This is a genomic window from Bartonella rattaustraliani AUST/NH4 (assembly GCF_000312565.1).
Taxonomy (GTDB): domain Bacteria; phylum Pseudomonadota; class Alphaproteobacteria; order Rhizobiales; family Rhizobiaceae; genus Bartonella; species Bartonella rattaustraliani.
Map to the genome: position 1 here is coordinate 32,120 of NZ_CALW02000042.1, position 24,595 is coordinate 56,714.

The window sequence follows — 24,595 nt, forward strand, 5'->3', positions numbered from 1 at the left end:
CTTATGTCTCTTTTCCTTTGGAAGAAGCTCTTTTTGTGGTTCCCTTTTTACGAGAAGTTTTTCCCGTTCCTTTTTTACTTGATTCTTTTGCAGATATCAGTTCCAAAGCTTCTGAAAGTGTTACACTAATTGGTTCTTTCTCTTTTGGCAATGTTGCATTAATTTTGCCCCAATTAACATAGGGTCCATAACGTCCATTGCGCACTGTGACAGGTCCTCCATCAGGATGCTCTCCTAATGTTGCAAGGGCAGCAGATGTTGTTCTAGCTTGCGTGGTTTTATTTTCTCGCTTTTCGGCAAGCACTGTGACAGCGCGATTGATGCCAATGTCAAAAACTTCATCTGCGTAGAGCAGAGGGGCAGACTTGCCATCATGTGTAAGATAGGGACCATAGCGCCCAATGGTTGCTGTGATGACTTTTCCTGTTTCAGGATGAATACCAATTTCACGGGGGAGAGAGAGTAAAGCTAAAGCTTTATCGAGAGTTACATTTTCTGCTTTCCATTCTTTTGGTAGTCCTGCACGCTTATCTCCTTTACTTTCGCCGAGTTGAACATAGGGGCCAAAACGACCCTTGCGAAGAGAAATCTCTTTTCCTGTTTGAGAATCGACACCAAGCACAACAGGCTCATCACTCTGTATGGCTTCATTTTCTTCTCCTGTGTCTGTTCCAAGTTGGCGCGTATATTTACATTCAGGATAATTAGAGCAACCAACAAATGCACCATAACGCCCTAGTTTTAATGATAATTCCCCATTTTTACAAAGAGGGCAGGAGCGAACATCACTTCCGTCTTCACGAACAGGGAAGGCAAGAGGTGCTAACGTCACGTTTAAAACATCAAGGACATTGGTTATACGCAGTTCTTTGATATTGGTAATAGACGCGTTAAATTCATCCCAAAAATCACGCAATACATCTTTCCAAGAAAGTTTTCCATCTGATATAAGGTCAAGTTTTTCCTCAAGGTTTGCTGTAAAACCATATTCTACATAGCGATTAAAGAAATTTTCAAGAAATGCTGTAACGATACGTCCTTTAGCATCAGGAATAAGTTTTCGTTTATCAATAGCAATATACCCACGATCACAAAGTGTGGATAATGTGGAGGCATAGGTTGAAGGGCGACCAATTCCCAGTTCTTCAAGCTTTTTAATTAAGGAAGCTTCAGAATAACGGGGGGGGGGTCTGTCGTATGTTGTAAAGCTTCAACTTTTTCTTTGGTAAGCGTTTCGCCAGTGTTTATTTGTGGCAAACGCGTTGTTTCCTTTTCTTCACCTTTTTTTTCTTCTCGTTGATCGGCGTGAACAGAAATAAAACCATCAAAACGAATAACAGAACCTGTTGCACGTAAATTTGCGTGACTTTCTCCCTGTTGTGCTTCAATTTCAACAGTTGTGCGTTCAATGTCGGCAGAACGCATTTGACTGGCAATAGCGCGTTTCCATATCAATTCATAGAGTTTTGCTTGATCTTTCTCGAGAAAATGGCCCATTTGATTGGGGAGGCGTTGAAAATCCGTTGGGCGGATAGCTTCGTGGGCTTCTTGTGCGTTTTTTGCTTTTGTTGCGTAAAAATGTGGCTTTTCAGGAACATAGTTCTTGCCAAAGGATTCATGAATCACTTTTCGTGCTGAATCGATAGCTTCTGGTGCCATTTGTACACCGTCGGTACGCATATAGGTAATAAGACCGGACATTTCCCCATTAATTTCAACACCTTCATAAAGTTTTTGTGCAACTTGCATGGTACGAGAGGCCGAAAATCCTAATGTTGAAGAAGCTGCTTGCTGTAAAGTGGAGGTGGTAAATGGAGGAGAAGGGTTTCTCTTTGTCGGTTTTGCTTCAACACTGAGTGTGCGGTATTTTGCATCCTCCAACATAAGGCGAATTTGATCGGCTTGTTCTTGAGATTGAATATCAAGCTTGCCAATCTTGTTGTGGTTAAACATTGTTAATCTTGCTTGAAAACTGTCATTTCTTATGGTTTTCAAGTCTGTTGTAATGGACCAATAATCTTCTTTGATAAAATGTTCTATTTCTGATTCACGGTCACAAATAATCCGTAAAGCAACAGATTGAACACGACCAGCTGAACGTGCGCCAGGAAGCTTACGCCACAAAACAGGTGAAAGTGTAAAACCAACCAAATAATCAAGAGCACGACGTGCAAGATAAGCATCCACGAGTGACGTATCAATATCTCGCGGATTATTCATGGCATCAAGCACAGATTTTTTGGTGATAGCATTGAAGACAACGCGTTTCACCGGTTTGTCTTTTAAAACTTTTTTTTGACGAAGAACATCCAGAATATGCCATGAAATAGCTTCTCCTTCACGATCAGGGTCTGTTGCTAAAATAAGGCTATCGGCTTCTTTAACTGCTTTTGCTATTTCATTCAAACGTTTAGCAGAGGCAGAATCGACATCCCACTTCATAGAAAAATCTTGATCAGGAAGAACAGAACCATCTTTTGCAGGCAAATCACGAACATGTCCAAATGATGCGACTACTTTATATTGAGATCCAAGATATTTATTAATTGTTTTTGCTTTTGCTGGAGATTCAACGATGACGATATTCATAATTTTACCCGAATGTTGAAATAAAAAACTTTTTTATAAACCCCTTTCACGCGAATGGCTAATAGCAATTGGTTAAGAGCACATAAAAAACATTAATTATACAAGTGGTGATTGTTATTATTAAAGTACACCCTATATGGAATTATACTATTTATTTTCCACAGTTAATACAAAGTATACGGCGAAATACTAAGATGACGTCTATTGAGAGGTGGGGAGATTACTCAAGGATAGAAGGTTATGTTTATAAATCATTTAAAAGTTATCCAATATATCACAGATATGTCAAAACAGATGAACCAGATGGCTCGCCAAGCACATAGTCCTCTTTTAGCACTCCTTTTAGATATGGTCGCCAAAGAAGGACAAAGCATTATTAATAGTGCTGAGACTCTTGGAGAGGATTCGGACTCGACAATGACACATAACCACCAGAGTGTCGAATAAGCTTTCCAGCAAGTTCGAGTTCTACCAGCAAGAGGTAGAGGTTTTGTAATGAAACGCCTGAATGGGTGCTGAGTGTGTCTAAATCTATTGGGGTTGTTGAGAGGACGGAGAGAACAGCTACGCGTTCTGCATCATCTCCAGGTGAAAGTGGAATAGAGATCTTTGCATCAGAGGAAGAGAGGCTCTCCTTTTCAAGTTGAAGAAAAGGTGGTTCTTCAAAAAAATCGCGTTGAGAATATGTAAATGGTGAGATTAAGGGTGTAAGTGTTTCTATGATGTCAGAAGGATGTGTGGTGAGCAGGGCACCATCTTTGATGAGATTGTTTGTTCCAACGGATCTTGGATCAAGGGGAGAGCCAGGAATGGCAAAAGTTAACCGTCCCATTTCAGCTGCTTGACGTGCAGTGATGAGAGACCCTGATCGTAAGGCCGCTTCGACAACCAAGAGACCAAGTGATAAACCTGCAATGATACGATTTCTTCTTGGAAAGTCGATAGCACGTGGCTTCCAAGAAATGGGCATTTCACTGATAATGGCGCCTCCGTTGCTTGTAATATCTTCATGCAATTTTTTGTTTTCAGGAGGGTAGATATGATTAATTCCACCAGCCATGACTGCGACTGTACCTGTTTGCAAACTTGCTTGATGCACAATACTATCAATCCCACGAGCGAGCCCGGAAACTGTTGTAAAGCCAGAATTCCCAAGAAAGTGAGCAAATTGAGTCGCAAGCTTTTTTCCTGCTGCTGAAGCATTTCGAGATCCAACAATTCCAACAGAGGGTTTCTGAAAAACTGAAACATTGCCTTTTATAGCAATCAGTGGTGGTGGCGCTTCTATCATTTTAAGAAAATTGGGATAGTCTGGTTCTCCTACACAAACAAACCGAATACCTAATTTTTCGGCTTCTTGCATTTCTTTTTCAGCCTCTTCTATCGTTGTTATGCGAAGAGTCGCAGAAAGCCCCCCTTTTTTACCAAGTTCAGGAAGAGCAGCTAAAGCACTTTCTGCTGTTTTATAATGATCAATAAGATTGCGAAAACTAACCGCTCCAATATTTTCACTTCGTAACAACCGTAACCAGTTTAGACGTTGATGATCAGTCAGTAGAATCCCTTTATTTATCCTTGTTTCAAATGCCAATCTTGTTTTCTTTCCCCGTTAAGAGCCTCCTGATATTTGCGTGATGTTTGATAATCACGAATATACTCATCGCGATGAGCATACAATAGATATAAAAATAAGGATAGGAAAAATAAACGAATATTGGCGTGATAATAACCGCCATAAGTGCGGATAATGAGGAGTAGCGTGTAAACAGAAAAAGCACTATCCACACTATAATAAAAACAATTGCTGAGGGCCAGTATATCCCTAAAATGATACCCAAATAGGTCGCAACACCTTTTCCACCTTTAAATTTAAGCCATATGGGAAAAAGATGTCCTAAAAAAGCAAAAAAACCTACTAAAGAAACAATGATACTGTTTTCTATCGGATTATTAAAGAACTTGATAACAAGGATAATAATCGTTCCCTTCAAGATATCGCAAACGAGCGTGAGAGCAGCAATTTTTTTATTTCCTGTTCGTAAAACATTTGTTGCTCCAATATTTCCAGAACCAATTGCTCTCACATCGCCAAGTTTGGCTAATTGCGTAAAAAGCAAACCAAATGGAACAGAACCAATAAGATAGGATATCAAAAAGGTAAACCATGTATAGAATTGAAAAATGACTTCTATTTTATCCATTAAAAATCTCATTGAGCTTAAAAATTAATTGTCCCTTAACAAAGGTTTGAAGAACACGTCCTTGAAAACGTGCATTTTCAAAAGGGGTGTTTTTTGAACGTGAAAAAAGCTTTTCTGCAGAGACAATCCATGGCGCATCAAGATCAACTAAAATAAGGTCTGCAGGGGCTCCTTTTTTCAATGTACCTGCGTTGAGCCCAAAGAGTTTCGCAGGCGTTGTTGACAAAAGCTCAGTAAGACGGAGGAGTGAGATGGTTTCATTATGATAAAGGCGTAAGGCTGCACCCAATAAAGTTTCCATCCCAATGACACCAACTGCAGCATCGTTAAATGGTAAAAGTTTTGCATCAGTGCTGTGAGGATCATGGGAAGAAACAATAACATCTACCGTCCCATCTTTTATGGCTTCAATCATTGCTATACGGTCTTCTTCTGCACGCAATGGCGGTATGAGACGGAAAGCAGTACGATATTCACCAATATCATTTTCATTAAGAGATAAGTGATGAATGGACACACCCGCTGAAATTTTTTCATTTTGTTGTTTGCTTAAGCGGACTGCATCAGCAGAGAGTGCTGTCGATATTTGTGCCGCATGATAGCGTGTTTGCGTTAATGCGGCTAGGCGTAAATCTCTTTCAAGTGGGATAATTTCTGCTTCGCGTGGTATTCCAGAGAGTCCAAGCCAACTCGCTATCAAACCTTCATTCATAACGCCTTGTTCTGTGAGGTCTTTGTCTTGTGTTTCGTGTATTAATGGAACATTAAAGTCGCGTGCATAAGTCATTGCACGTCGCATAACAGATGAATTTTGAAGAGTTTTTTTTCCTTCACTAAAAGCTATAGCTCCTGCATCTTTTAGTAAGCCAAATTCGGTTATTTCTTGTCCCTTAAAACCTTGTGTGATCGCAGCAACGGGATAAATATTGACCGATGAAATTTCTTGCGCTGTACGCACAATGAATTTAACAAGTGCCACATTATCGATGATGGGATTTGTGTCTGGCATCATAAGGAAAGAAGTAATACCACCTGCTGCCGCAGATTGACTTGCCGATATAATTGTTTCACGACGTTCATTCCCTGGTTCTCCAACAAAAACACGGGCATCAACAAGCCCGGGTAAAATTGCTTTGTTTTGTGTATCAATAATTTCTGCTGATTCGGGTATTCCCTGATTTAAAGCTTCTCTTCCAGCCGCTGTAATGAAACCATTTTCAACAATAACGGTGCCAATTTCATCAATTGTGCGTGAAGGGTCAATAATACGGGCATTTTGGAAAACAATGGGCTTTGTCATTTCTTTTCTCCACTTGCTTTAAGGCGTGAATCCAATAAAGCCTCCATGACAGCCATACGCACAGCAATTCCCATTTCTACTTGTGTATGAATCATACTTTGTGGTCCATCTGCTATGTCAGATGCGATTTCTATACCACGGTTTATTGGGCCAGGATGCAGAATTATGCAATCGTTTTTGGCATAAGCTAAATTTTTTTTATGTAAACCGAAATAATGAAAATATTCATAAACAGACGGAATGAAGGAACCTGTCATACGTTCATGTTGCAAGCGTAGCATCATGATAACGTCAGCATCTTTAAGACCTTCCTCCATCGTGTTAAACACTTCAACGCCCATATCGGCAATTCCTGTTGGTAAAAGGGTTGAAGGCGCGACAGCACGAACACGTGCGCCCAAAGCATTGAGACTGAGGATATTGGAGCGCGCAACGCGTGAATGCAAAATATCTCCGCAAATTGCAACAGTTAATCCTTCAATACGGCCTTTTGCTCTTTTAATGGTCAGAGCGTCTAATAAAGCCTGCGTTGGATGTTCATGGGCACCATCGCCTGCATTAATGACGCAGCAATCAACCTTTTGAGCGAGTAAAGCAGCTGCTCCAGCACAATTATGCCGTACAACAAGGATATCTGGTTTCATTGCATTGAGAGTTGTGGCTGTATCAATCAATGTTTCTCCTTTCTTGACTGATGAGTTGCCAATAGCCATACTCATTACATCTGCTCCTAAGCGTTTACCAGCTAACTCAAAAGAAGATTGTGTACGTGTGGAAGCTTCAAAGAAGAGATTAATTTGTGTACGTCCATACAATATGGATTTTGTTTTATCAATTTGGGGGGAGAGAACAACATTTGCATCTGCGCGATCAAGCAATGTTTTCAGGTCTTGTATACTCAAACCTTTAATAGATAAAAGATGTTGATGGGGGAAAAGGGGAAAAAAAGTGTTTCGAGTCATGGCATTCTTTTCTATCTCTCTTTAAACAGATTAAACAAGAGTTGGTTTGAATATGATAAATATTTTTAACTGCAAAAAGACAAATAGTCTATGATATGAATGATTTGAATAATAGGAATATGCCTATGACTGCTCCATTTGTGCAAAACGCTCGTCGAAAAAATGCATTTCTTAGTGATACACTTATGTTTCGTATTGCCTCTACTTTGCCTAAGTTTTTATTGGCTAGCTTTGAAGAAATAGGAGATTTTGTATCCAATCATGAAGCACGGGAGCTTTCTTTTTTGGCGAATCGTTATCGGCCAGTTTTGCATTTTCATGATGAATGGGGAAAACCAACAGAAAAATTAGAGATACATTCTTCTTACCATGCTCTTCAAAAACATTCCAGACAGGCTGGTTTGGTGACTTCACTTTGGGAAAATACGACTTCGGAAAACGGGGTGCGCTATCAAGCACGTGCTATTCGCTTGGCTTTATCTGCTGGTTTAGAAACAGGGCATTTGAATGAAATTGTTGTCACAAGTGCAGCTATTGCAGTCCTCATTAGTGATATGGAGCTTTTCAAACAATGGCAAAATGCCCTTTTGTCACGCCAATATGATCTATCATTAAAGCCTATTCATAACAAAAAATCTGCTTCCCTTACTTGCGCTTTTGATGATGTTGAAAAACACTCTTCTTTTACAAGTGTTAGAAAAATTTCTTTTGATGAAAAGATGGGACGAGATCTCTATTGCCTCAATGTTGTAAAAACCAATGTTATTAATCCTATGGCTGATGGATATCTTGTGAGTGCGGAGTTAAATGGTCGTTTAAGCTGTTTTTTAATCCCACATGTACAAGAAAATGGTGCGTTAAATGGGACCATATCAATTCATCATTTAGTGCTCCGTCCCGGAGAAACTTTAACGCCAGAGGGTATGGTTGAATTTCAAGGCAGTTGTGGGTGGCTTTTGGGAGAACCTGGAGAAGGACTGAAGGTTATTAAGGATATCGAAACGATGATGCGTTTTGATCAATCTGTAATATCAGCGGGTGTTCTACGATCTGCGCTTCAGTTTGGCATAGATTCTTTTCGCCAAAAGTTGCCAAATCAGCCTTTACCACCACTCACAGAACGTATCTTTGCAGATATTGCACTGGATATTGCGGCTACACAAGCCTTGGTTTTACGTCTGGCGCGGGCGTTTGACAATGCTGCAAATGATCGTTCTGAAGCAGCTTTTGCACGAATCATGACGCCTATTATTGCTTATCATGTGAGCCAATTGGTCGTTCCCATCCTTGGTGAAGTTATTGCACAGCTTGGCATTGAAAACTTTGTAGAGGGTAATCCCTTATCACAGATGTTGTGTAATGGGCCGGCACGGATTGTGAGAAACAGTTCTGCAAATAAATTAGTAAAAGATGCGATTCTTATCGCGGAAAAAGCACCGGGGCTGTTCCAAAAATTGTTAGAAAAAATTGCTGTTGATATTGGACCAGCGGGACCACGAGCAATTGAAATTATCAAATCTGCTGCAGATATGGCTTCAGCCAATGAAGGAGCAGGAAGATTTTTTGTTGAGCAAGTGGCATATGCAGCAGCAGCGGCAGCATTACATTCTGCAGATATAGAACATGTTGCACATGCTTATATGGAAAGTCGTCTTGGAGGGCAATGGAGATCTTCCTATGGGATGCTCATTGCGCGATATAACGCAGGACATTTATTAAATGTTCTTTATCCTTCTATATGATGAAGGCTTTGAATCCTGTTGAGGACACCTTGCAATATGAAAGCAGCAGCTGCAGAGTCAATTCTAGTTGCTCTTTTAGCACGCGATATATTCATTTCTAGAAGGGAGCGTTCTGCTGCGACTGTCGATAAGCGTTCATCCCAAAAAACAAAGGGGATTTTTGTATGTTCTTCCATATTTCTTACAAAAGTCCTAGTTGATTGAGCACGAGGACCACTGCTTCCATCCATATTAAGAGGTAAGCCAATAACAATAATTCCTACATTTTCATGATCAAAAATTTTTATCAGTTTTTGGGCATCTGTCATGAATTTTTTTCGTTGAAGCACAAGACGTGAATTTGAAAAAGTCAAGCCCCTATCAGAAACAGCAATTCCGATTGTTTTTGTTCCCAAATCTAAACCCGCTATTATTTGTCCGGGCAAAAGATGCGTCATAACTTCATTTATGTTAATAATAGCCATGTACTTTAATAATTTAAATCTTTGCGTATTTTACATTCATACTATACTCTATCAATATTCTTGTGCTTGTAAACATAGCCTTGTATAGTTAGTAAAGGAATATAAAAATAACAAGGAGAAAGGCCGTAATATGTCTGTTGATCAAGAAACAGTCAAACGGGTGGCGCGCTTAGCGCGTATTGCTGTCCACGATGATGAAGCAGAACGTATGACAAAAGGACTTAATGTCATTTTAAGCTTTGTGGAGCAATTGAATGAAGTTGATGTCAGCGATGTTGAACCATTAACATCAGTGGTGCCAATGTCTTTACGGATGCGTAAAGATCGTATCACAGATGGTGATAAAGCCGCAGACATTATATCAAATGCACCTGTTACAGAAGAAAAATTTTTTCTTGTTTCAAAAGTTGTCGAGTAACTTTTTATATTTAAAAATTTGAGAATCAATATGACTGATTTAACCACTTTTACAATTGCACAAGCGCGTGATGCTCTCGTAAAAAAAGAATTCAAAGCAACTGAATTAACAGACGCTTATTTGAAAGCAATGGAATTGGCTAATCCAACTTTGAATGCTTATGTGGCGATAACAGCAGAACAAGCAAAAAAAATGGCTGCGGCATCAGATAGCCGTTTAGCAAGAGGCGAGGGCGGTATCCTAGAGGGGATTCCACTGGGAATTAAAGATCTTTTTGCAACAGATGGTGTTCATACTCAAGCTTGTTCGCACATCCTTAATGGTTTTAAACCGCACTATGAATCAACGGTGACCGCTAATTTATGGCAAGATGGCGCTGTGATGTTAGGCAAGCTCAATATGGATGAATTTGCTATGGGCTCTTCTAATGAGACGTCATATTATGGTCCTGTTATTAGTCCATGGAGGAAAAAAGGCTCTCATGAGAGGCTCGTGCCTGGTGGCTCTTCAGGTGGTTCTGCAGCCGCTGTTGCAGCACGGATTTGTGCAGGTGCAACAGCAACAGATACAGGTGGATCAATTCGTCAACCAGCGGCATTCACGGGGACTGTAGGAATAAAGCCAACTTATGGACGTTGTTCACGATGGGGAACTGTCGCTTTTGCTTCTTCTCTTGACCAAGCAGGACCCATTGGGCGGGATGTTCGTGATTGTGCTATTTTACTCAAATCAATGGCTTCTTTTGATGAAAAAGATTCCACTTCCGTGAATTTACCTGTTCCTGATTATGAAAGTTATCTTGGTAAAACGATTAAAGGAATGCAAATAGGAATTCCGAAAGAATACCGTACGGAGGGAATGTCTTCTGAAATTATTGAGCTTTGGCAAAAAGGGATAAATTGGCTTAAAGAAGCAGGTGCTGAAGTGAGAGATATTTCACTTCCCCATACGAAATATGCTTTACCTGCTTACTATATTGTTGCTCCTGCGGAGGCGTCTTCTAATTTAGCGCGTTACGATGGTGTCCGTTTTGGTCTTCGTGTACCGGGAAAAGATATCATTGAAATGTACGAAAATACCCGTGCAATTGGTTTTGGTGATGAAGTTAAACGGCGTATTTTAACTGGTACTTATGTGCTCTCATCAGGCTATTATGATGCCTATTATATAAGAGCTCAAAAAGTACGAACATTGGTAAAGCGTGATTTTGATCAATGTTTTGCTTCCGGTGTTGATGCTATCCTCACACCAGCAACCCCAACAGCCGCTTTCCGTATCGGTGATGAAAAAATTAAAAATGATACTGTTGCAATGTATCTCAATGATATTTTTACGGTGCCAGTTAATATGGCTGGTTTACCAGGAATCTCTGTTCCTGCGGGACTCTCAGAAAATGGTTTACCCCTAGGATTACAGTTGATTGGTAAGCCTTTTGCTGAAGAAAGCATTTTTCAAATAGCATATATCATAGAACAAGCCGCTGGAACATTTAGTGCAGAAAAATGGTGGTTATGACATAAAGAACTTGGTTTTTTGTAAAAAATTTATTTTTAAAAATTTTAATGAGAGGACTATCGTTATCATAAAGATAAGGTTTCCTTTTTACTCCTTAAATAAAGACTTTCAATCTCATAAGATTCTGTTTTTTTAATCTCTTAAGCAGAATGTTTTGGTTATAGATATCACTATGTTGTTGCAGAGAAAGCTATTATTGGTATGAAAAATGTTCCATAATATCTGAAACACTCCAGATCATATAAAATTCTAAAAATATTGTTGTTACTTTTTCACACAGCTGTGAATCTTATGCGTCATAACGTAAGGGAAACTACATCATAACAAATGAATGATCAATTCCTTTAAAAAGGAGATATTTTTTATACGTAACAGGTGCATTTTTATGTGCCCAAATAAAAATGTGATCAGTATGGATGTTTCTCCATAGTGTTTTCAACCCTGTAATCAAGATATTACTTTAAGACAGTATTTGGGGATGTTAGGATACAAGCCAGCACTATCATTCTCTTTATCAGCTCTCAATCTATTTACCAACTCATAATAATGAAAACATCTTCTTATGAAGTGGCATATTCTTAGCTTGTTTTATAGCTTTTTGTTATTGCTTATTCCTTTAAAGCTGTTGCGGGAAGTCTATTCTTGAGAGGCATTTTTCCTCTTCTCTTCCCTCGTTTTTATCTTTACGCCAATCCTGTTTATGGCGTAAAGCCAAGTGAACAAAATTGATTCAACATAAAGATATTTGAAATAAGAGGAATTTATAATATTCAGGGTATGTTTTAAAGTCAATGATGATAAATTACCATTATAAATCAATATGTTGATAAAATTTCAATACTACTAATACTCCTGAGTATGCTCCAATTGAAATTAAGGAATAAAAAAAGAGGGAGAGAATTCACCCATCAAAAGAAGGTTTGTACCTTAGGTCAAGAGTTTACTTTTTATGCTAAATGAATGAAAGAGTGCAGGGCTAGCCCCAAGAAAGCACACGATCATTCAGTTCGCAATTAATCACTGACATCAAAAGAGAGGTGTATTTACTTCACCCTAGATTTATGAAGTTGAAGATTATACGTATCGCTGAAAATTAAGAGCAGAAAACACAGAAACTAAAAGTGGAAAGCTGTTAGTGGCACCTATTTTTCTTAAAAGTGATATAAAACATTCTATTTTTGAATCTGTTTCTTTTGCCAAAGCATTTATATTTTCAGTTCGTAAAATAATACTAAAGGTATCGGCAATAGTAAGAGGCGTTAGATGTTTAAGAGAATTCATTTCAAAATGATTTTTTAAAATGTTAATTTTATGAAAGATTCTTCAAAGTTTAAGGGTTTTCAATTTCATTTTTAGGCTTCCCTAAAGCAGATTGAAATAAGAGAAGATGTTATATTGAAAGCTCTCATATGAAAATCATAAAAATGTTATAAATCAAATTGTTCCCATTATTATAAAAATACATATCAGAAAAATGGAGAGATCTTTTTAAAAAATAATCATGCTGTTGTTATCTCATAAGTGTAAAAGAGAATGTTTCTCAATGTATTTTTCGTGAAAGACTTTTTTATAGCCTTCTCATGAGAGGGCTGTTTCTTTTTTTCTTAAACGTTTTTGTCTAAAATTGATCTGTGATGAGGCGACAATCAAAATTATTTCTTTGCGTGCCATAAGTTGGATTAATGATGTATGGGGATATTTCTTGAGACATAAGAATGCCTCTTATAAATCATCTTAATGTAAAAGCTTTTGTGATCATGGAAAGTTGATAAATATAAAAATGCAGTTTATTACTTTCATAAAAGATAATGATAGCAATAGTTTGCATTATATCTTTCATAGGTAACTTCATGAAGTAAACTTAGATATAACGAGGGAAGTCTCTTTAAAAATACTTGTCATAGATCGTTAGTCCTCCCGATATTGCGCCTCATTCTTTAGGTGTTTTATGAGAGGGGTGAGAAAGAATTTTTAACATGCGCGTGGATGAGCTGCATAAAAGGATATTGCTTTGGTACAAGAGGGGTATATTTCTCTTAACGGATATGCTCAATAAAATGTGCAAAAACCTATAATCTTTATGACTAAAAGATGTTGCTAGAATCTCTTTGTAATGTGACAGTAGGTTTTGCACTAAGTGGGAAGGAGGTGGCATGAGTTAGGAATAGGTAGTAATTTGTTGTTTATACTTGCAATTTTTACCATTAAATGCGTGTTTCGTCAAAACAGATTTTGACACCTAAAATTGCGAAAATTACCGAAAAATGATAAAAATTGCGATTTTGTAGCAAAAATAAGAAAAGACTTTGAAAGGTCTTTGAAGATGTTTAAAAAGTTTGTAAAAACCCAGAAAACCGCCTTTGAAGAGGCTTTGAGGATTTTTGCATTATGCGTGTGTTGGCAACGAAAATAAGGAAAAATTTATCAAAAAAACAAAATAGATTCCCGCCATCATTTTTCAAAATTGAGTAGTTTTAGTCCCTATTTTGGATGGATGCGGGATCATTTTTTCTTCCTTGATCTGTCGCTTAAGCTGGAGTTGCAAGATGGGCAGAAAGGCGTCTACCTCCTCGGTATCATTTATATCTATAACCATTGTTTGCAGCTTTCCATAAAGCTGAGCTGCACATTCCACTATGTCTTCAGGGGAGGAGTTTTATATTTGCATCGCGATAGGTTGTATAAGCTATGCGAGCAAGCTTTTTCATGAGTCCAGTAGGAATGGTAGGTGTTTTTAAAACTGCTGTTTTCTCTTTTGCTACGTTTGGAAACATTTCACCTTCACCTGTAGCTAGCCATTCCACAGATGCACCACAAATATTTTTGTAAGTTATCAACATCGATACAGGTGGTTCGCGCAAGCCAGTTTCTTAATTATTCATAGTACTTTCAGGTACCGCAAGATGATCAGCAAGCTGTTTGCGTTCCCAAAAACCAGGGGCAAGTCGTACTTCACGTAATCGTTTTGCAAGTTCTGTTTTAGGTTCTTTTTTAGGTCGTTCCCAAAAATCACTCCCAATCCACATTTAGACTTACCAATTCACAAAAGCTAATTATATATCCTATTATACCGCTCGTTATTGAGGGCATTTATTGTACATTTAACCCCACAAAAAACGGATATGGGAACATCTGTTTAAAGCAGGAGCGAAACCTTATGACAACCACACAAAAATGAGATCGCCATAGTATTTTTGCCGAGCTATATCCGTTGCCGTAACATGACCTTAGCGGAATTTGCAAAAGCATATCAACTCCCCTCATCCAGCGTTCAGCATATCTGGACACGACCCAATGAGAAAGCCGAGCGTGCTATTGCAGACTTTATCGGCTTGCCCGTCGAGCAAGTTTTCTTTGAGCGCTACCCCAAAAGTCGCCGTCGCATTTTTAAAGCAGCAAAATACGCGCATACAGATTCCATCAAACATTTCCCATTGCGCCGGTAGTGCTGCTTAAACTTCGTTGTCAGGCTCTGCATATTAGCGAATGTGCCATGAATTTCATTACCATAAGATAAAAAGGTTTATCTGTGAAGTGATCAATGATCGTTCAGGTGATGTGGTGAATTTTTTTCGGGTGTTGCAACGGCATTATTACCCTTTCATGGATCTGTTGGAGTTCCAGGTGAGTAGCCGTGAGGCGTTTGAACGGTTACGCACCCAAGATCCAAAGAGCCTGACAGATTTAGAGCGGGCATTGCGTTTTTTATATCTGCAGCGGTTGAGTTTTGGTGGCAAAGTGGCCAAACAGACGTTTGGAGTAAGTCCACACCGTGGTGCACGGTTTAATAGTCTCAAACTTGAAGCCTCCTTAAAGCTTATTTACCGTCGTTTAGCGGGTGTTACCATTGAACATTTAGATTGGTTTGGGTTTATCAAGCGCTATGACCGGAAGGACACCTTGTTTTACCTTGATCCGCCTTATTGGGGTGCTGAGGATTACTATGGAAAGGATTTGTTTAAGCGAGAGGATTATCAGAGGATGTCCGCACTGCTTGCACAATTAAAGGGGAAGTTTCTTCTGTTTCTCAATGATGTGCCCGAGATCCGTAAAAGCTTTAGCCCATTTAAGATAAAAGAGGTCACCACTTCTTATACCTGCTCTTCATCAAATAAGCCGACTCCGGCTCAAGAGATTATCATCTCAAATTGCGATTTTTAGTAAAGGAGAAAAAGCTGCCTTAAAGGGGCTTTAAATGATCTTTGAAGACCCTTTGAAAACCCCTTTAAAACTCTTTGAAATAGGGGGTAAGCAAAGCTAAAAGGAAGTAATAATAAAACCTTGAAGAACGCCTTCCACTTTTGCCTCCTTAATTTTTCTAAAAGAAAATTGTATATGCTTCTTTTAAAGGTAAGAAAAAAGCACATGTAATATTTTTTGCAAATTTAAAAAATATTCCTCAGGGGACAATCGCTGTTTTGAACTTTCGACTATCTTATATTATCGTTCTTTAACCACCAAGATATGCTTCTTTCACACGGGGATCAGACAGCATGGTCTTGCCTTCACCGTGAAATAAAACACGCCCTACCTCTAAAATATAGGCATAATCAGCAATGGAAAGTGCTGCAAATGCATTTTGTTCAATGAGGAGAACAGTTTTTCCCATATCATTAATTTTTCGAATAATCGAAAAAATTTCCCGAACAAGAAGTGGTGCTAAGCCTAACGAGGGTTCATCTAGTATGATCATAGATGGGTTGCTCATAAGTGCACGCCCAACAGCAAGCATTTGTTGTTCACCACCTGACATCGTTCCTCCCAATTGTTTTGCTCTTTCACGCAGACGTGGAAAAAGTTCAAATATCCATTCGATATCGCGAGAAATTTCGGATTTATCATGACGGATATAAGCCCCTAGATGCAGATTCTCTAAAACAGTGAAATGAGGCATAATGCGTCGTCCTTCAGGACTAAGAGCAATACCTAAACGCAAAATCTCCTCTGGTGTTTTTTTTATAATTGATTTGCCTTTATAGGTAATTTCTCCGTGAATAGACTGATTCAATCCTGTAATAGAGCGTACAATGCTGCTTTTTCCAGCTCCATTTGCACCGATTAAAGTGATTATACTTCCCTTTTTTATAGACATAGAAAGGTCTTGGATAGCTTTAATGGCGCCATAGTGAACGTGAAGATTTTTGATTTTAAGAATATCCATAAACATCTCCGCCAAGATAAGCTTCAATAACCTTAGGGTTATTACGAATTTCATCTGGTGTGCCATTGGCAATAGGACAGCCGTGTTCCATTACCCAAATATATTGGCAAAGTCCCATAACAACTTTCATATCGTGTTCGATAAGCAAAATCGTTAGATCAAAATCTTTTTGTACTTTCGCGATAAATCTTCGAAGATCCTCGCTTTCTTGTGGATTCATGCCAGCAACAGGCTCATCAAGAAGAAGTAATTTTGGTTTTGTTGCTAGCGCACGCGCAATTTCTAAACGTCTTTGCACACCATAAGGCAGTGTCATTGCTGATTGATGCGCAAGATGATCAAGTTGTAATTGCTCGAGAAGTTTCATCGCATTTTTATGAATTTCTCTTTTTTCTTTTATTGCCTTTGGAAAAAACAAAGCGGAAGAAAACCATGGGTATTTTTGTCGAACATGGGCTCCTACCATGACATTTTGTAAGACTGTTAACCCTGAAAAAAGACGAATATTTTGAAATGTTCGTGCAATATGGTGTCTACAAATAATATGAGGAGGTGCTCCAGAAACCTTTTTCTCATTAAAAAGAATCGTTCCACTTGTAGGTGCATAAAACCCAGAAATCATATTAAAAATAGTTGTTTTTCCAGCGCCATTAGGACCAATTAATCCAGTAATTGTACCTCTTTTGATCGCCATATTCACGTTATTGACAGCAACCAATCCGCCAAAGTGCATTACAATATCATTGAGTGAAAGAATGGTATCGTTCATAGCTTTCCCTCAGTATTAGAGAGCCTCTTGCGTATTAAAAAGTTATAAATCCCGTTCCATGAGAATTCACGTTGTCCTAACAAACCTTTTCTCCAAAATAAGATAATAACAAGCAACAAAAGAGAAAAAATAACCATACGGAGCCCTGGTGTCTCTGGAATATGTATAAAACCTAAATCAAATGGACTTTCAATAATGCGCAACCATTCAAGCATTACTGTAACAATAATGCTTCCAATAATGCTTCCAGTTATTGAACCAAGACCACCAGCAACAACAATCATCAAAATGTTAAAAGTAAGAAGAAAGTTGAACATTTTGGGGTCAATCGTTGAAATAAGAGCAGCCATTAATGCCCCTCCGATACCTGCAAAAAATGCGCCAACGGTAAAGGAAAAACTCCGGTAGAAAAAAGCGTTAACGCCCATGGTTTTTGCGGCGATTTCATCGGCACGAATAGCACGTAGCACATTGCCAGTATTGCTTCGCAATAAAAGAAGAATGAAGACCACCGTAAATGCTAACCAACCATAATTCCACCATAACGTCGCATTTTGAGGTATCCCTTTGATTCCTAGAGAACCATTTGTGAGAGATGTTGCGTTTGTAATAACAATACGAATAATTTCTGCAAATCCCAATGTTGCAATTCCAAGATAATCACCACCAAGACGTAAAATGGGGAGAGCAATCAATAAACCTACTACTGCAGCACATAAACCACTCACAACCACAGCCACGAAAAAAGGCAACTGTAGGTGATTTAATGGCTCAACCATTGGTTCAAGAATCCACATCATTTCCTTTTGTTCAGGAGACAAAAGTAAAATGGCACATACATAAGCACCAATGGCCATAAAACCAGCATGTCCAAGAGAAAACATACCCGTAAAACCGTAAATCAAATTAAGTGAAACGGCTAATATTGCATTGATAGCAATGAGATTAATAACGCGAAGTGTATAGTCATTAAAATGGCTGTCAGCGTAAAATAAAAAACCGATAAGGATTAAAATACTGATATACGATAGAAAAGTCGTAACTGATTTTGCCATTAGATTTTCTCCTGACTCTTTTTACCCATTAATCCGGTGGGCATTACCAATAAAATCAGAATCAATAAAACAAAAGCGAAAGCATCTCTGTATCCAGAGAGAGCAGGAAAAAATGCGATAATCATAATTTCAATAAACCCTAGTAACAATCCTCCCAACATTGCCCCTGGAATGGAGCCAATTCCCCCAATAACAGCAGCAATAAATGCCTTGAGTCCAGGAAGGATTCCCATATAAGGTTGGATTTGAGGATAGCGTAATGACCACATAATGCCGGCGATAGCAGCAAGTGCAGAACCTATCCCAAATGTAAATGCAATCACTTTATTAACAGAAACCCCCATCAAGCGTGTCGTTTCAATATCATGGGAAATGGCGCGCATTGCAAGGCCCGGTCTTGTTTTGTGAATTATCCATAGCAATAAAATAATAAGAATAAAGGCAACAATGGGAACAATGAGAGACATAGGAGCAATTCTAATGATTCCATCTGCTTCTGGTCCTAAATGCCACAAAAATGGTACCACAAGAAAATCTGGTTGTTTTACACCCTTTGGAACACCACTAAAGACGACAGTAGCTAGGTTTTCAATGAAAAAAGAAACCCCTATTGCTCCGATAAGCGCTGAAATACGAGGAGCATGGCGTAAAGGTTTATAAGCAAACTGATCAATCGTAACGCCCACTGCACTTGTGATAAAAATTGAAAAGCAAAGGGCTAATATCCAAGGTGGCGTAAAGTCTTGTGGAGAAATTTTCAAATAATAAATGAGCGCTAAAATAAGAATTAAAAAAACAGCCATCAAAAAAGTTGGAGGACGTTTTTTAAACCCTACAAATACCGAATAATAAATAAGAAATGCTAATAATAGAAGAAGAATTGCAGCCCAAGCAGGCATAAAGCTAATGGTGGAAAAGAAAACAAAATATGCCCCTAGCATAAAGATGTCACCATGAGCAAAATTAATAAGTCTCAATATACCATAGACCATGGTGTAACCAATGGCGATAAGCCCATAAAGAGATCCCAATGCCAGTGCATTAAAAAAATACTGGATGAACATTTCAGTGCTCATCTCTCATCCTTCCACATTACGTTAATTTGGATATGCTAACTTACAAAGAATAGAATAAAAGATCCTCAGATTTTAGTTGAGAAAAAAGTCCTCAACCAATTTTTGTATTTTTTTATAATTTGATTAGAAAAATCTTTAATTTCCTAAAAAGCAGGTTTGACTTCATCTAAATAGACACGTTTCCCCCCCTTTATTTCAATAATACCAATAGGAATTTTAGGATTATGATTTTTATCCATAGTCATATCACCAATGGGTGTCTGAAAATCTTTTAATTGGCTCAGAGCAAGAGTGATTTTTTCACGATCGGCACTGCCGGCTTTTTTAATAGCTTCTATAAACATCATATAACTCGTGTATCCAAGAACAGAATTAATATTCGGCTCCTTGTCAGGATATGCAGCTCTCCATTCATTTGTGAACTCTCGTGCAGATGCTGACATATTTGGCATGTTTTCACTGTAGGGAAGCGTTGTATGTAAGAAACCTTCTGCAGCTTTCCCAGCAATTGTAACCGTTTCTGGATTATCCATAGCATCTCCACCCATAATTCGAAACTTTGCACCTAGCTCACGGGCCTGTTTCACGATAATGGCACCTTCAGAAAAGTAGGACGGAATAAACAAAAGATCAGGTTTTTTGGCTATAATCTGTGTGAGAACAGCTGAAAAATCCTGATCTCCTGAATTATAATTTAAATTTGCAATAACTTCACCACCTAATTTTTTGAAATCACGCAGAAAATAACTTGAAAGACCAATTGCGTAATCACTTGATATATCTTTGAGAATAGCGACTTTTTTGACACCTAAAGTTTGGCTAACATAAGTTGCAATTCCTATGGCTTGATAGGAATCAATGAAGCACGCGCGGAAATAGTATTTTTTGTTCTGTGTAACAAGTGGACTTGTTGAGGAAGTCGCAATGCTTGGAGTTTTCGCTTTTTCCGCTATTTCTCCACCAGCCAATGAAAGTGAAGAACCATAACTCCCGATAATTCCACTGACCTTTTCACTTGCAGTTAAACGCATAACAGCATTGGCAGCTTCTACTTTATCTGATTTATTATCGATAACAATAAGCTCCACTTTACGTCCCAATACTTCAGAGGCTTTTTTGTGTGCCAATTCTATACCTTTAATCTCAAGTTCTCCTCCAAATGCATTTTGACCACTCAATGGAAGGTAAACGCCAATTTTGATAGGTTCATTTGCATGGATATTTGCTGCATTTGCTACAAATGTTATGGCAGCTGCGACTGTAGTGAGGATTTTCTTCAATTGCATTGCGCATTTTCCTTAGTTTTGGTTGTAATTTCCGCACTTTATCCTGAACTTCTTTAGCATGCAAGTTACACATTGAAATGAAAATATCATTGTGTAAAAAATATTGTGCATTGTTTTCTGTAAGATATCTGAAGAAGACAATCAAACATTTTTATAAATATCCACGTTGATATCAACATAGGGTGGACGACAATATGGGGAAATCTTATCTTGGGTCTTGCGTGTTGATACAAGAGCAATGTTTACTTAAGCATAGAGAATCAATATCGTACAATTTAGAGCTACAGGGTCACATTTTATTATGACGAGTAAGGATGCATTAAAAGATTATTCCCCATCTGAGGACAGTATAGGTTCTTGTGGTGAAATCATTGAAATCAGTGGTGTCATTAAGTGGTTTGATAGTAGTAAGGGGTATGGATTTATTGTGCCTGATTTGCCTAATTTCCCTGATATATTGTTGCACGTTACAGTAATGCGGAGAGATGGGTTTCAAACAGCTTTGGAGGGCGCTAAAGTTGTCTGTGCTGTGGAGAAAACTGAACGAGGATTAAAGTGTGTTCAGGTGAAGTCCATAGACTGTTCTTCAGCGATTCACCCTTCAGAAATTCCACCCCGTACTCATGTTGTTGTGACACCAGAAAGTGGTTTAGAGCGCGCAATTGTTAAATGGTTCAATCGTGATAAGGGATTTGGCTTTCTTAGCCGCGGGCAGGGTACGGAAGACATTTTTGTTCATATGGAAACGTTGCGTCGTTTTGGTTTAGCAGAGATTCGTTCTGGACAGGTTGTCCTTGTCCGGTTTGGTAAAGGAGAAAAAGGCTTGATGACAGCAGAGATTTATCCTGATATTGGAGTTTCGTTTTCTACGCATTAAGTTGTTCTTTTAAGATTATATGATCTTGTATTTTAATGAAGTGTTGTTATGCAAATACTTAAATGGAAATAGCTATAAGCCAATGTGTCTGAGAAAGGATATCTCTGTGAGTTGCCTTCAATTTCCACGTTCATATTGAAGGAGATGAGAAGATTGTCGTTTTTACTTTCTATTTTATACAACCTTCAAAGGGCTATTTGTTGTGAGGATAAAAGTCTTAAAGTCTTTTATTTAAAAGAAGGTTCATTAGTTGTATCAATGCTCTTTTTTATGTTAGAAGAGTAGTTAGAGTTAAGAGGGACCTGTAGAGGTCCCTATCTATCCTGGTCCTTTAGAGATAGAGACAAAAGAGGGTACGGTTTTTTTAAATGTAGAGATTGCTTTTATAGCATTCTAGGCGAGAACAGGTTTGATGTATCGTACGGACTTTCCCCAAAATTATGTAATGCTCTTTAGGAATCAATTATAAAGATAAAAAAGTTTTTTATGTGGATGGAAAATACGCCTTTACCTTTAGATATGATTTTTTAAACCAATGAAGGAATAATTGTATCAATTGTTGAAAACACATTTTCATTTTCAACGGATGTTATTTCATCGCAAGTTCCTGCAGCTTTTGCAATTGAGATTAATGTCGGTGAAGTTTCTGAAAAGAGAATAGCGAAGGGCCAGCACGTTATTCATCCTGCTATTTGTGGAGAATATGAAAGGGTGACAAAAATGACAGCAGAAGAAATTCGTTTTTTTGAATATGATGGTTTACGTTTTGCTTACCGAGAAGAAGGGCAGGGCGCAGCTGTTTTATTGATTCATGGCTTTGGTTCTTCTGCTCGTGTCAATTGGTATGCAACGGGTTGGTTTGGAATTCTCACACAAGCGGGTTATCGTGTTATCGCTTTTGATAATCGCGGACATGGGGATTCTATTAAAAGTTATGATCCTGCTTTTTATACACCTCAAGCTATGGCTAGCGATGCTATGAAGTTATTGGAACATTTAGGGGTATCCAGAGCGCATGTGATGGGATACTCTATGGGAGCACGGATTAGTGCATTTATGGCTCTTTCATATCCAACATACGTACACAGCGTTATTTTTGGTGGATTGGGTATTGGTATGGTCACAGGTGCAGGAAATTGGAAACCTGTTGCGGAAGCCCTTTTGGCAGAAGATATTTCTACCATTACCAATCCGCGTGGTTTGATGTTTCGTAAATTTGCAGATCAAACTAAAAGTGATAAACGTGCTCTTGCAGCTTGTGTTGTTACATCAAAACAAGAGTTAACAGCATCTGAGGTTTATAAAATTAAGCAACCAGCACTTGTTGCTGTTGGCTCATTAGATGAAATTGGTGGCGAAGCAGAACCGTTAGCAGCTTTGTTGCCTTACGGTGAAGCATTATCCATTCCTGGTCGAGATCATATGCTAGCTGTGGGAGATAAAGTCTACAAAAAAGGCGTTATCGATTTCCTTTCTCGTTATCCACTTATGTGAAAATGATGTTTAAATTTACAATATCTCATATTTTTATTTTGGATAAGGTACAAAATTTATTTAGAGGTTTAGCTGCGGAAATACAAGTTTTATAAAAAAAGAGGAGAAATAACGATATAGTCTCATTCGTTTTGTGTAAGCGTGTAATTCTTTTTCATAGGTTAAATGTGTAGATTTTAAAAATCATTAAAAATGAATTACTTTTCAATCATGCACTAGGAAACTACGATAAATCAAGCAGATCTCAAACGCAGAAATGCTTTTAATTTATAAAAATTTTATTCTTGGATAGAAGATAAAAATATAAGCAGTTGATCAATATTTCGTCAGAATATGTTCGTAAAAGAAATCGCTAAAATGGGGGATAAGATAAAATTCATTAAAAACTTACAATTTTCTACCCATTTTTTTTACTTTTAAATCTATCCGAGTATATTTACGAATGATGAATTCTTTTAACTACTTTGTAAAAATCATTTAGTAAATGTATGGAAATAGTGTTATTTGAATTATAGGTAATATTGAGAGAAGGTTAAGGGTAAGTTTCTTTTTACAGAGTCGTAAGGCTAGCTTATTTACCAAACAAAAATTAATTGAATAGTCTCAAAAAACAGGAGAGCATAGTGAATGCTGATGAAATAAAAAAACTTGATCGTTATTTAAAAAAAATATTCCAAAATTCAGCATTGCAAGTAAAAGCACGGCCTAAAAAAGATGATTCTTGTGAGGTTTATATGGGCGATGAGTTTTTAGGTATTATCTATCGAGATGAAGATGAGGGTGAGCTCTCATATAATTTCTCAATGGCCATCTTAGATCTTGATTTAGAAACTTGATTCTATTGTGAAGCTTTAAGCGAATTTTTCTCATTTCATAAGATTATATGAGTTTTAATGCTTTAAAACTTGTATGTTCATTTCGTGCAATAATAAGATGGTCGTGAAGAATAATGCCCAATGCATTTGCGGCATCTTTTAATCTGTATGTCATGGTTATATCCGCTTTGGAGGGTGTCGAATCGCCTGAAGGGTGATTGTGCACTAAGATAAGCCCTGATGCAGATAATTCTAAAGCACGAGAGATGACTTCACGTGGATAAACAGGCGTATGATCAATGGTGCCAGTTTGTTGCACTTCATCGGCAAGCAAACCATTTTTCTTATCAAGAAATAAGATACGAAATTGTTCGCGTGTTTCGTGAGCCATGACAGCTTTACAATAAGCTAAGACTTTATCCCATGATGAAAAAATATCACGTTTAAACAACTCTGCACGGGCAACGCGTCCAACAACATCTGAAATAATTTTTAAATCTATAGCAGTTGCCGGACCACAGCCTTGAATTTCTTGAAGTCGATGAATATCAGCACCCAAGACATCTGCTAATGAACCAAATCGCGCTATTAAATTCTTGGCTATTGGTTTTGTATTTGCTCGGGGAATTGTGCGAAAAAGCAAGAGCTCCAGGTATTCATAATCTTCAATTGCATTTCCTTTTGATTTTAAATAGCGTTGACGAAGGCGCTCACGATGTCCTTGATAATGTTTATGTGTTTGTAATTTTTTTTGAAGTTTTGTCTGTTGTACTTTTGCTATTGGGTCAAGAAGGGGACTTGATGTTAATAAAAAATAATCACTTTGAATGTCTTCCTTTTTATTTATTTTTTTTACCATAACATTTCTACG

At 38.0% G+C, this 24,595-nt stretch carries 19 protein-coding genes and 4 pseudogenes; 10 read left to right on the top strand and 13 right to left on the bottom strand.

Annotation, left to right across the window (positions count from 1 at the left end):
* Position 1: 1 nt before the first annotated feature.
* Positions 2-2,589: pseudogene (gene topA, locus BN67_RS12750) on the bottom strand (type I DNA topoisomerase).
* 240 nt (positions 2,590-2,829) lie between these two features.
* On the opposite strand from topA, the gene BN67_RS14860 reads away from it, so the two are divergent.
* A complete protein-coding gene (locus BN67_RS14860; protein ID WP_083871978.1) occupies positions 2,830-3,036 on the top strand; it encodes a hypothetical protein in 207 nt (68 codons plus the stop codon).
* Here the strand turns inward: BN67_RS14860 and dprA are convergent.
* The 4 genes from dprA to BN67_RS06250 are packed head-to-tail and all read right to left on the bottom strand — an operon-like array spanning position 2,966 to position 7,052.
* Positions 2,966-4,180 carry a DNA-processing protein DprA gene (gene dprA / locus BN67_RS06235; protein WP_019223279.1) on the bottom strand — a complete coding sequence of 405 codons (1,215 nt, stop codon included), beginning with the start codon at positions 4,178-4,180 and terminating at the stop codon, positions 2,966-2,968. The two genes, BN67_RS14860 and dprA, sit on opposite strands and share 71 nt — an antisense overlap.
* Positions 4,170-4,790: a glycerol-3-phosphate 1-O-acyltransferase PlsY gene (plsY, locus tag BN67_RS06240; protein WP_019223280.1), complete on the bottom strand. Its 621-nt coding sequence runs from the start codon at positions 4,788-4,790 to the stop codon at positions 4,170-4,172. Before plsY ends, dprA begins: the two co-directional genes overlap by 11 nt.
* Positions 4,783-6,090, bottom strand: a complete 1,308-nt coding sequence (locus tag BN67_RS06245) for a dihydroorotase (RefSeq protein WP_019223281.1) — start codon at positions 6,088-6,090, stop codon at positions 4,783-4,785. Before BN67_RS06245 ends, plsY begins: the two co-directional genes overlap by 8 nt.
* Positions 6,087-7,052, bottom strand: a complete 966-nt coding sequence (locus BN67_RS06250) for an aspartate carbamoyltransferase catalytic subunit (protein ID WP_019223282.1) — start codon at positions 7,050-7,052, stop codon at positions 6,087-6,089. The genes BN67_RS06245 and BN67_RS06250 overlap by 4 nt, the downstream gene beginning before the upstream one ends.
* 125 nt (positions 7,053-7,177) lie before the next feature.
* On the opposite strand from BN67_RS06250, the gene BN67_RS06255 reads away from it, so the two are divergent.
* The gene (locus BN67_RS06255) at positions 7,178-8,794 is read left to right on the top strand and encodes an acyl-CoA dehydrogenase family protein (RefSeq protein WP_019223283.1); all 1,617 of its coding nucleotides are present in this window, start codon (positions 7,178-7,180) and stop codon (positions 8,792-8,794) included.
* Here the strand turns inward: BN67_RS06255 and ruvX are convergent.
* Positions 8,779-9,258 carry a Holliday junction resolvase RuvX gene (ruvX, locus tag BN67_RS06260; protein ID WP_019223284.1) on the bottom strand — a complete coding sequence of 160 codons (480 nt, stop codon included), beginning with the start codon at positions 9,256-9,258 and terminating at the stop codon, positions 8,779-8,781. The genes BN67_RS06255 and ruvX overlap by 16 nt on opposite strands.
* 130 nt (positions 9,259-9,388) lie before the next feature.
* Here ruvX and gatC point away from each other — a divergent pair, with 130 nt between their 5' ends.
* Positions 9,389-9,676: an Asp-tRNA(Asn)/Glu-tRNA(Gln) amidotransferase subunit GatC gene (gene gatC / locus BN67_RS06265; RefSeq protein WP_019223285.1), complete on the top strand. Its 288-nt coding sequence runs from the start codon at positions 9,389-9,391 to the stop codon at positions 9,674-9,676.
* 30 nt (positions 9,677-9,706) lie between these two features.
* Positions 9,707-11,191, top strand: a complete 1,485-nt coding sequence (gene gatA, locus BN67_RS06270) for an Asp-tRNA(Asn)/Glu-tRNA(Gln) amidotransferase subunit GatA (RefSeq protein ID WP_019223286.1) — start codon at positions 9,707-9,709, stop codon at positions 11,189-11,191.
* A gap of 2,458 nt (positions 11,192-13,649) precedes the next feature.
* On the opposite strand, the pseudogene BN67_RS12755 reads toward gatA, so the two are convergent.
* Positions 13,650-14,217, bottom strand: a pseudogene (locus BN67_RS12755) (helix-turn-helix domain-containing protein).
* Positions 14,218-14,381: 164 nt separating this feature from the next.
* Between BN67_RS12755 and BN67_RS12760 the strand changes: the two are divergent.
* Together BN67_RS12760 and BN67_RS11745 are read left to right on the top strand one after the other, a co-directional pair.
* Positions 14,382-14,637: pseudogene (locus BN67_RS12760) on the top strand (helix-turn-helix domain-containing protein).
* Between the two features lie 40 nt (positions 14,638-14,677).
* The gene (locus BN67_RS11745; RefSeq protein WP_019223295.1) at positions 14,678-15,352 is read left to right on the top strand and encodes a DNA adenine methylase; all 675 of its coding nucleotides are present in this window, start codon (positions 14,678-14,680) and stop codon (positions 15,350-15,352) included.
* A 289-nt stretch (positions 15,353-15,641) separates the two neighbouring features.
* Here the strand turns inward: BN67_RS11745 and BN67_RS06315 are convergent, their stop codons facing one another.
* The 5 genes from BN67_RS06315 to BN67_RS06335 all read right to left on the bottom strand — a co-directional run bounded on the left by BN67_RS06315 (position 15,642) and on the right by BN67_RS06335 (position 20,538).
* Positions 15,642-16,352 (bottom strand): ABC transporter ATP-binding protein, encoded by a 711-nt coding sequence (locus BN67_RS06315; protein WP_019223297.1) that lies wholly within the window; start codon positions 16,350-16,352, stop codon positions 15,642-15,644.
* Positions 16,339-17,121 (bottom strand): ABC transporter ATP-binding protein, encoded by a 783-nt coding sequence (locus tag BN67_RS06320; RefSeq protein WP_019223298.1) that lies wholly within the window; start codon positions 17,119-17,121, stop codon positions 16,339-16,341. The genes BN67_RS06315 and BN67_RS06320 overlap by 14 nt, the downstream gene beginning before the upstream one ends.
* A complete protein-coding gene (locus BN67_RS06325) occupies positions 17,118-18,176 on the bottom strand; it encodes a branched-chain amino acid ABC transporter permease (RefSeq protein WP_019223299.1) in 1,059 nt (352 codons plus the stop codon). Before BN67_RS06325 ends, BN67_RS06320 begins: the two co-directional genes overlap by 4 nt.
* A complete protein-coding gene (locus BN67_RS06330) occupies positions 18,176-19,252 on the bottom strand; it encodes a branched-chain amino acid ABC transporter permease (protein WP_019223300.1) in 1,077 nt (358 codons plus the stop codon). The genes BN67_RS06325 and BN67_RS06330 overlap by 1 nt, the downstream gene beginning before the upstream one ends.
* A gap of 143 nt (positions 19,253-19,395) precedes the next feature.
* Positions 19,396-20,538: an ABC transporter substrate-binding protein gene (locus BN67_RS06335; RefSeq protein WP_019223301.1), complete on the bottom strand. Its 1,143-nt coding sequence runs from the start codon at positions 20,536-20,538 to the stop codon at positions 19,396-19,398.
* 301 nt (positions 20,539-20,839) lie between these two features.
* Between BN67_RS06335 and BN67_RS06340 the strand changes: the two genes are divergently transcribed.
* The 4 genes and pseudogenes from BN67_RS06340 to BN67_RS06350 all read left to right on the top strand — a co-directional run bounded on the left by BN67_RS06340 (position 20,840) and on the right by BN67_RS06350 (position 23,745).
* On the top strand, positions 20,840-21,415 hold the full coding sequence (locus BN67_RS06340; RefSeq protein ID WP_019223302.1) for a cold-shock protein: 576 nt from the start codon (positions 20,840-20,842) through the stop codon (positions 21,413-21,415).
* Positions 21,416-21,731: 316 nt separating this feature from the next.
* Positions 21,732-22,123, top strand: a pseudogene (locus tag BN67_RS14865) (DUF192 domain-containing protein); the annotation flags it as partial.
* Between the two features lie 12 nt (positions 22,124-22,135).
* Positions 22,136-22,909 carry an alpha/beta fold hydrolase gene (locus BN67_RS06345; protein ID WP_019223303.1) on the top strand — a complete coding sequence of 258 codons (774 nt, stop codon included), beginning with the start codon at positions 22,136-22,138 and terminating at the stop codon, positions 22,907-22,909.
* Between the two features lie 623 nt (positions 22,910-23,532).
* Positions 23,533-23,745, top strand: coding sequence for a DUF3126 family protein (locus BN67_RS06350; protein ID WP_019223304.1), 213 nt, complete (start codon positions 23,533-23,535; stop codon positions 23,743-23,745).
* 43 nt (positions 23,746-23,788) lie between these two features.
* Here BN67_RS06350 and radC read toward each other — a convergent pair whose 3' ends face one another.
* Positions 23,789-24,583, bottom strand: a complete 795-nt coding sequence (radC, locus tag BN67_RS06355; RefSeq protein WP_019223305.1) for a RadC family protein — start codon at positions 24,581-24,583, stop codon at positions 23,789-23,791.
* Positions 24,584-24,595: the final 12 nt, after the last annotated feature.

Excerpts from the sequence above, each read along its gene's own strand:
- BN67_RS06315 (WP_019223297.1), bottom strand. The coding sequence starts at position 16,352 with ATGGATATTCTTAAAATCAAAAATCTTCACGTTCACTATGGCGCCATT.
- gatC (WP_019223285.1), top strand. The coding sequence starts at position 9,389 with ATGTCTGTTGATCAAGAAACAGTCAAACGGGTGGCGCGCTTAGCGCGT.
- radC (WP_019223305.1), bottom strand. The coding sequence starts at position 24,583 with ATGGTAAAAAAAATAAATAAAAAGGAAGACATTCAAAGTGATTATTTT.
- BN67_RS06335 (WP_019223301.1), bottom strand. The coding sequence starts at position 20,538 with ATGCAATTGAAGAAAATCCTCACTACAGTCGCAGCTGCCATAACATTT.
- BN67_RS11745 (WP_019223295.1), top strand. The coding sequence starts at position 14,678 with ATGTGCCATGAATTTCATTACCATAAGATAAAAAGGTTTATCTGTGAA.
- plsY (WP_019223280.1), bottom strand. The coding sequence starts at position 4,790 with ATGGATAAAATAGAAGTCATTTTTCAATTCTATACATGGTTTACCTTT.
- BN67_RS06340 (WP_019223302.1), top strand. The coding sequence starts at position 20,840 with ATGACGAGTAAGGATGCATTAAAAGATTATTCCCCATCTGAGGACAGT.
- BN67_RS06255 (WP_019223283.1), top strand. The coding sequence starts at position 7,178 with ATGACTGCTCCATTTGTGCAAAACGCTCGTCGAAAAAATGCATTTCTT.
- BN67_RS14860 (WP_083871978.1), top strand. The coding sequence starts at position 2,830 with ATGTTTATAAATCATTTAAAAGTTATCCAATATATCACAGATATGTCA.
- ruvX (WP_019223284.1), bottom strand. The coding sequence starts at position 9,258 with ATGGCTATTATTAACATAAATGAAGTTATGACGCATCTTTTGCCCGGA.
- BN67_RS06320 (WP_019223298.1), bottom strand. The coding sequence starts at position 17,121 with ATGAACGATACCATTCTTTCACTCAATGATATTGTAATGCACTTTGGC.
- BN67_RS06325 (WP_019223299.1), bottom strand. The coding sequence starts at position 18,176 with ATGGCAAAATCAGTTACGACTTTTCTATCGTATATCAGTATTTTAATC.
- BN67_RS06250 (WP_019223282.1), bottom strand. The coding sequence starts at position 7,052 with ATGACTCGAAACACTTTTTTTCCCCTTTTCCCCCATCAACATCTTTTA.
- gatA (WP_019223286.1), top strand. The coding sequence starts at position 9,707 with ATGACTGATTTAACCACTTTTACAATTGCACAAGCGCGTGATGCTCTC.
- BN67_RS06330 (WP_019223300.1), bottom strand. The coding sequence starts at position 19,252 with ATGAGCACTGAAATGTTCATCCAGTATTTTTTTAATGCACTGGCATTG.
- BN67_RS06245 (WP_019223281.1), bottom strand. The coding sequence starts at position 6,090 with ATGACAAAGCCCATTGTTTTCCAAAATGCCCGTATTATTGACCCTTCA.
- BN67_RS06345 (WP_019223303.1), top strand. The coding sequence starts at position 22,136 with ATGACAGCAGAAGAAATTCGTTTTTTTGAATATGATGGTTTACGTTTT.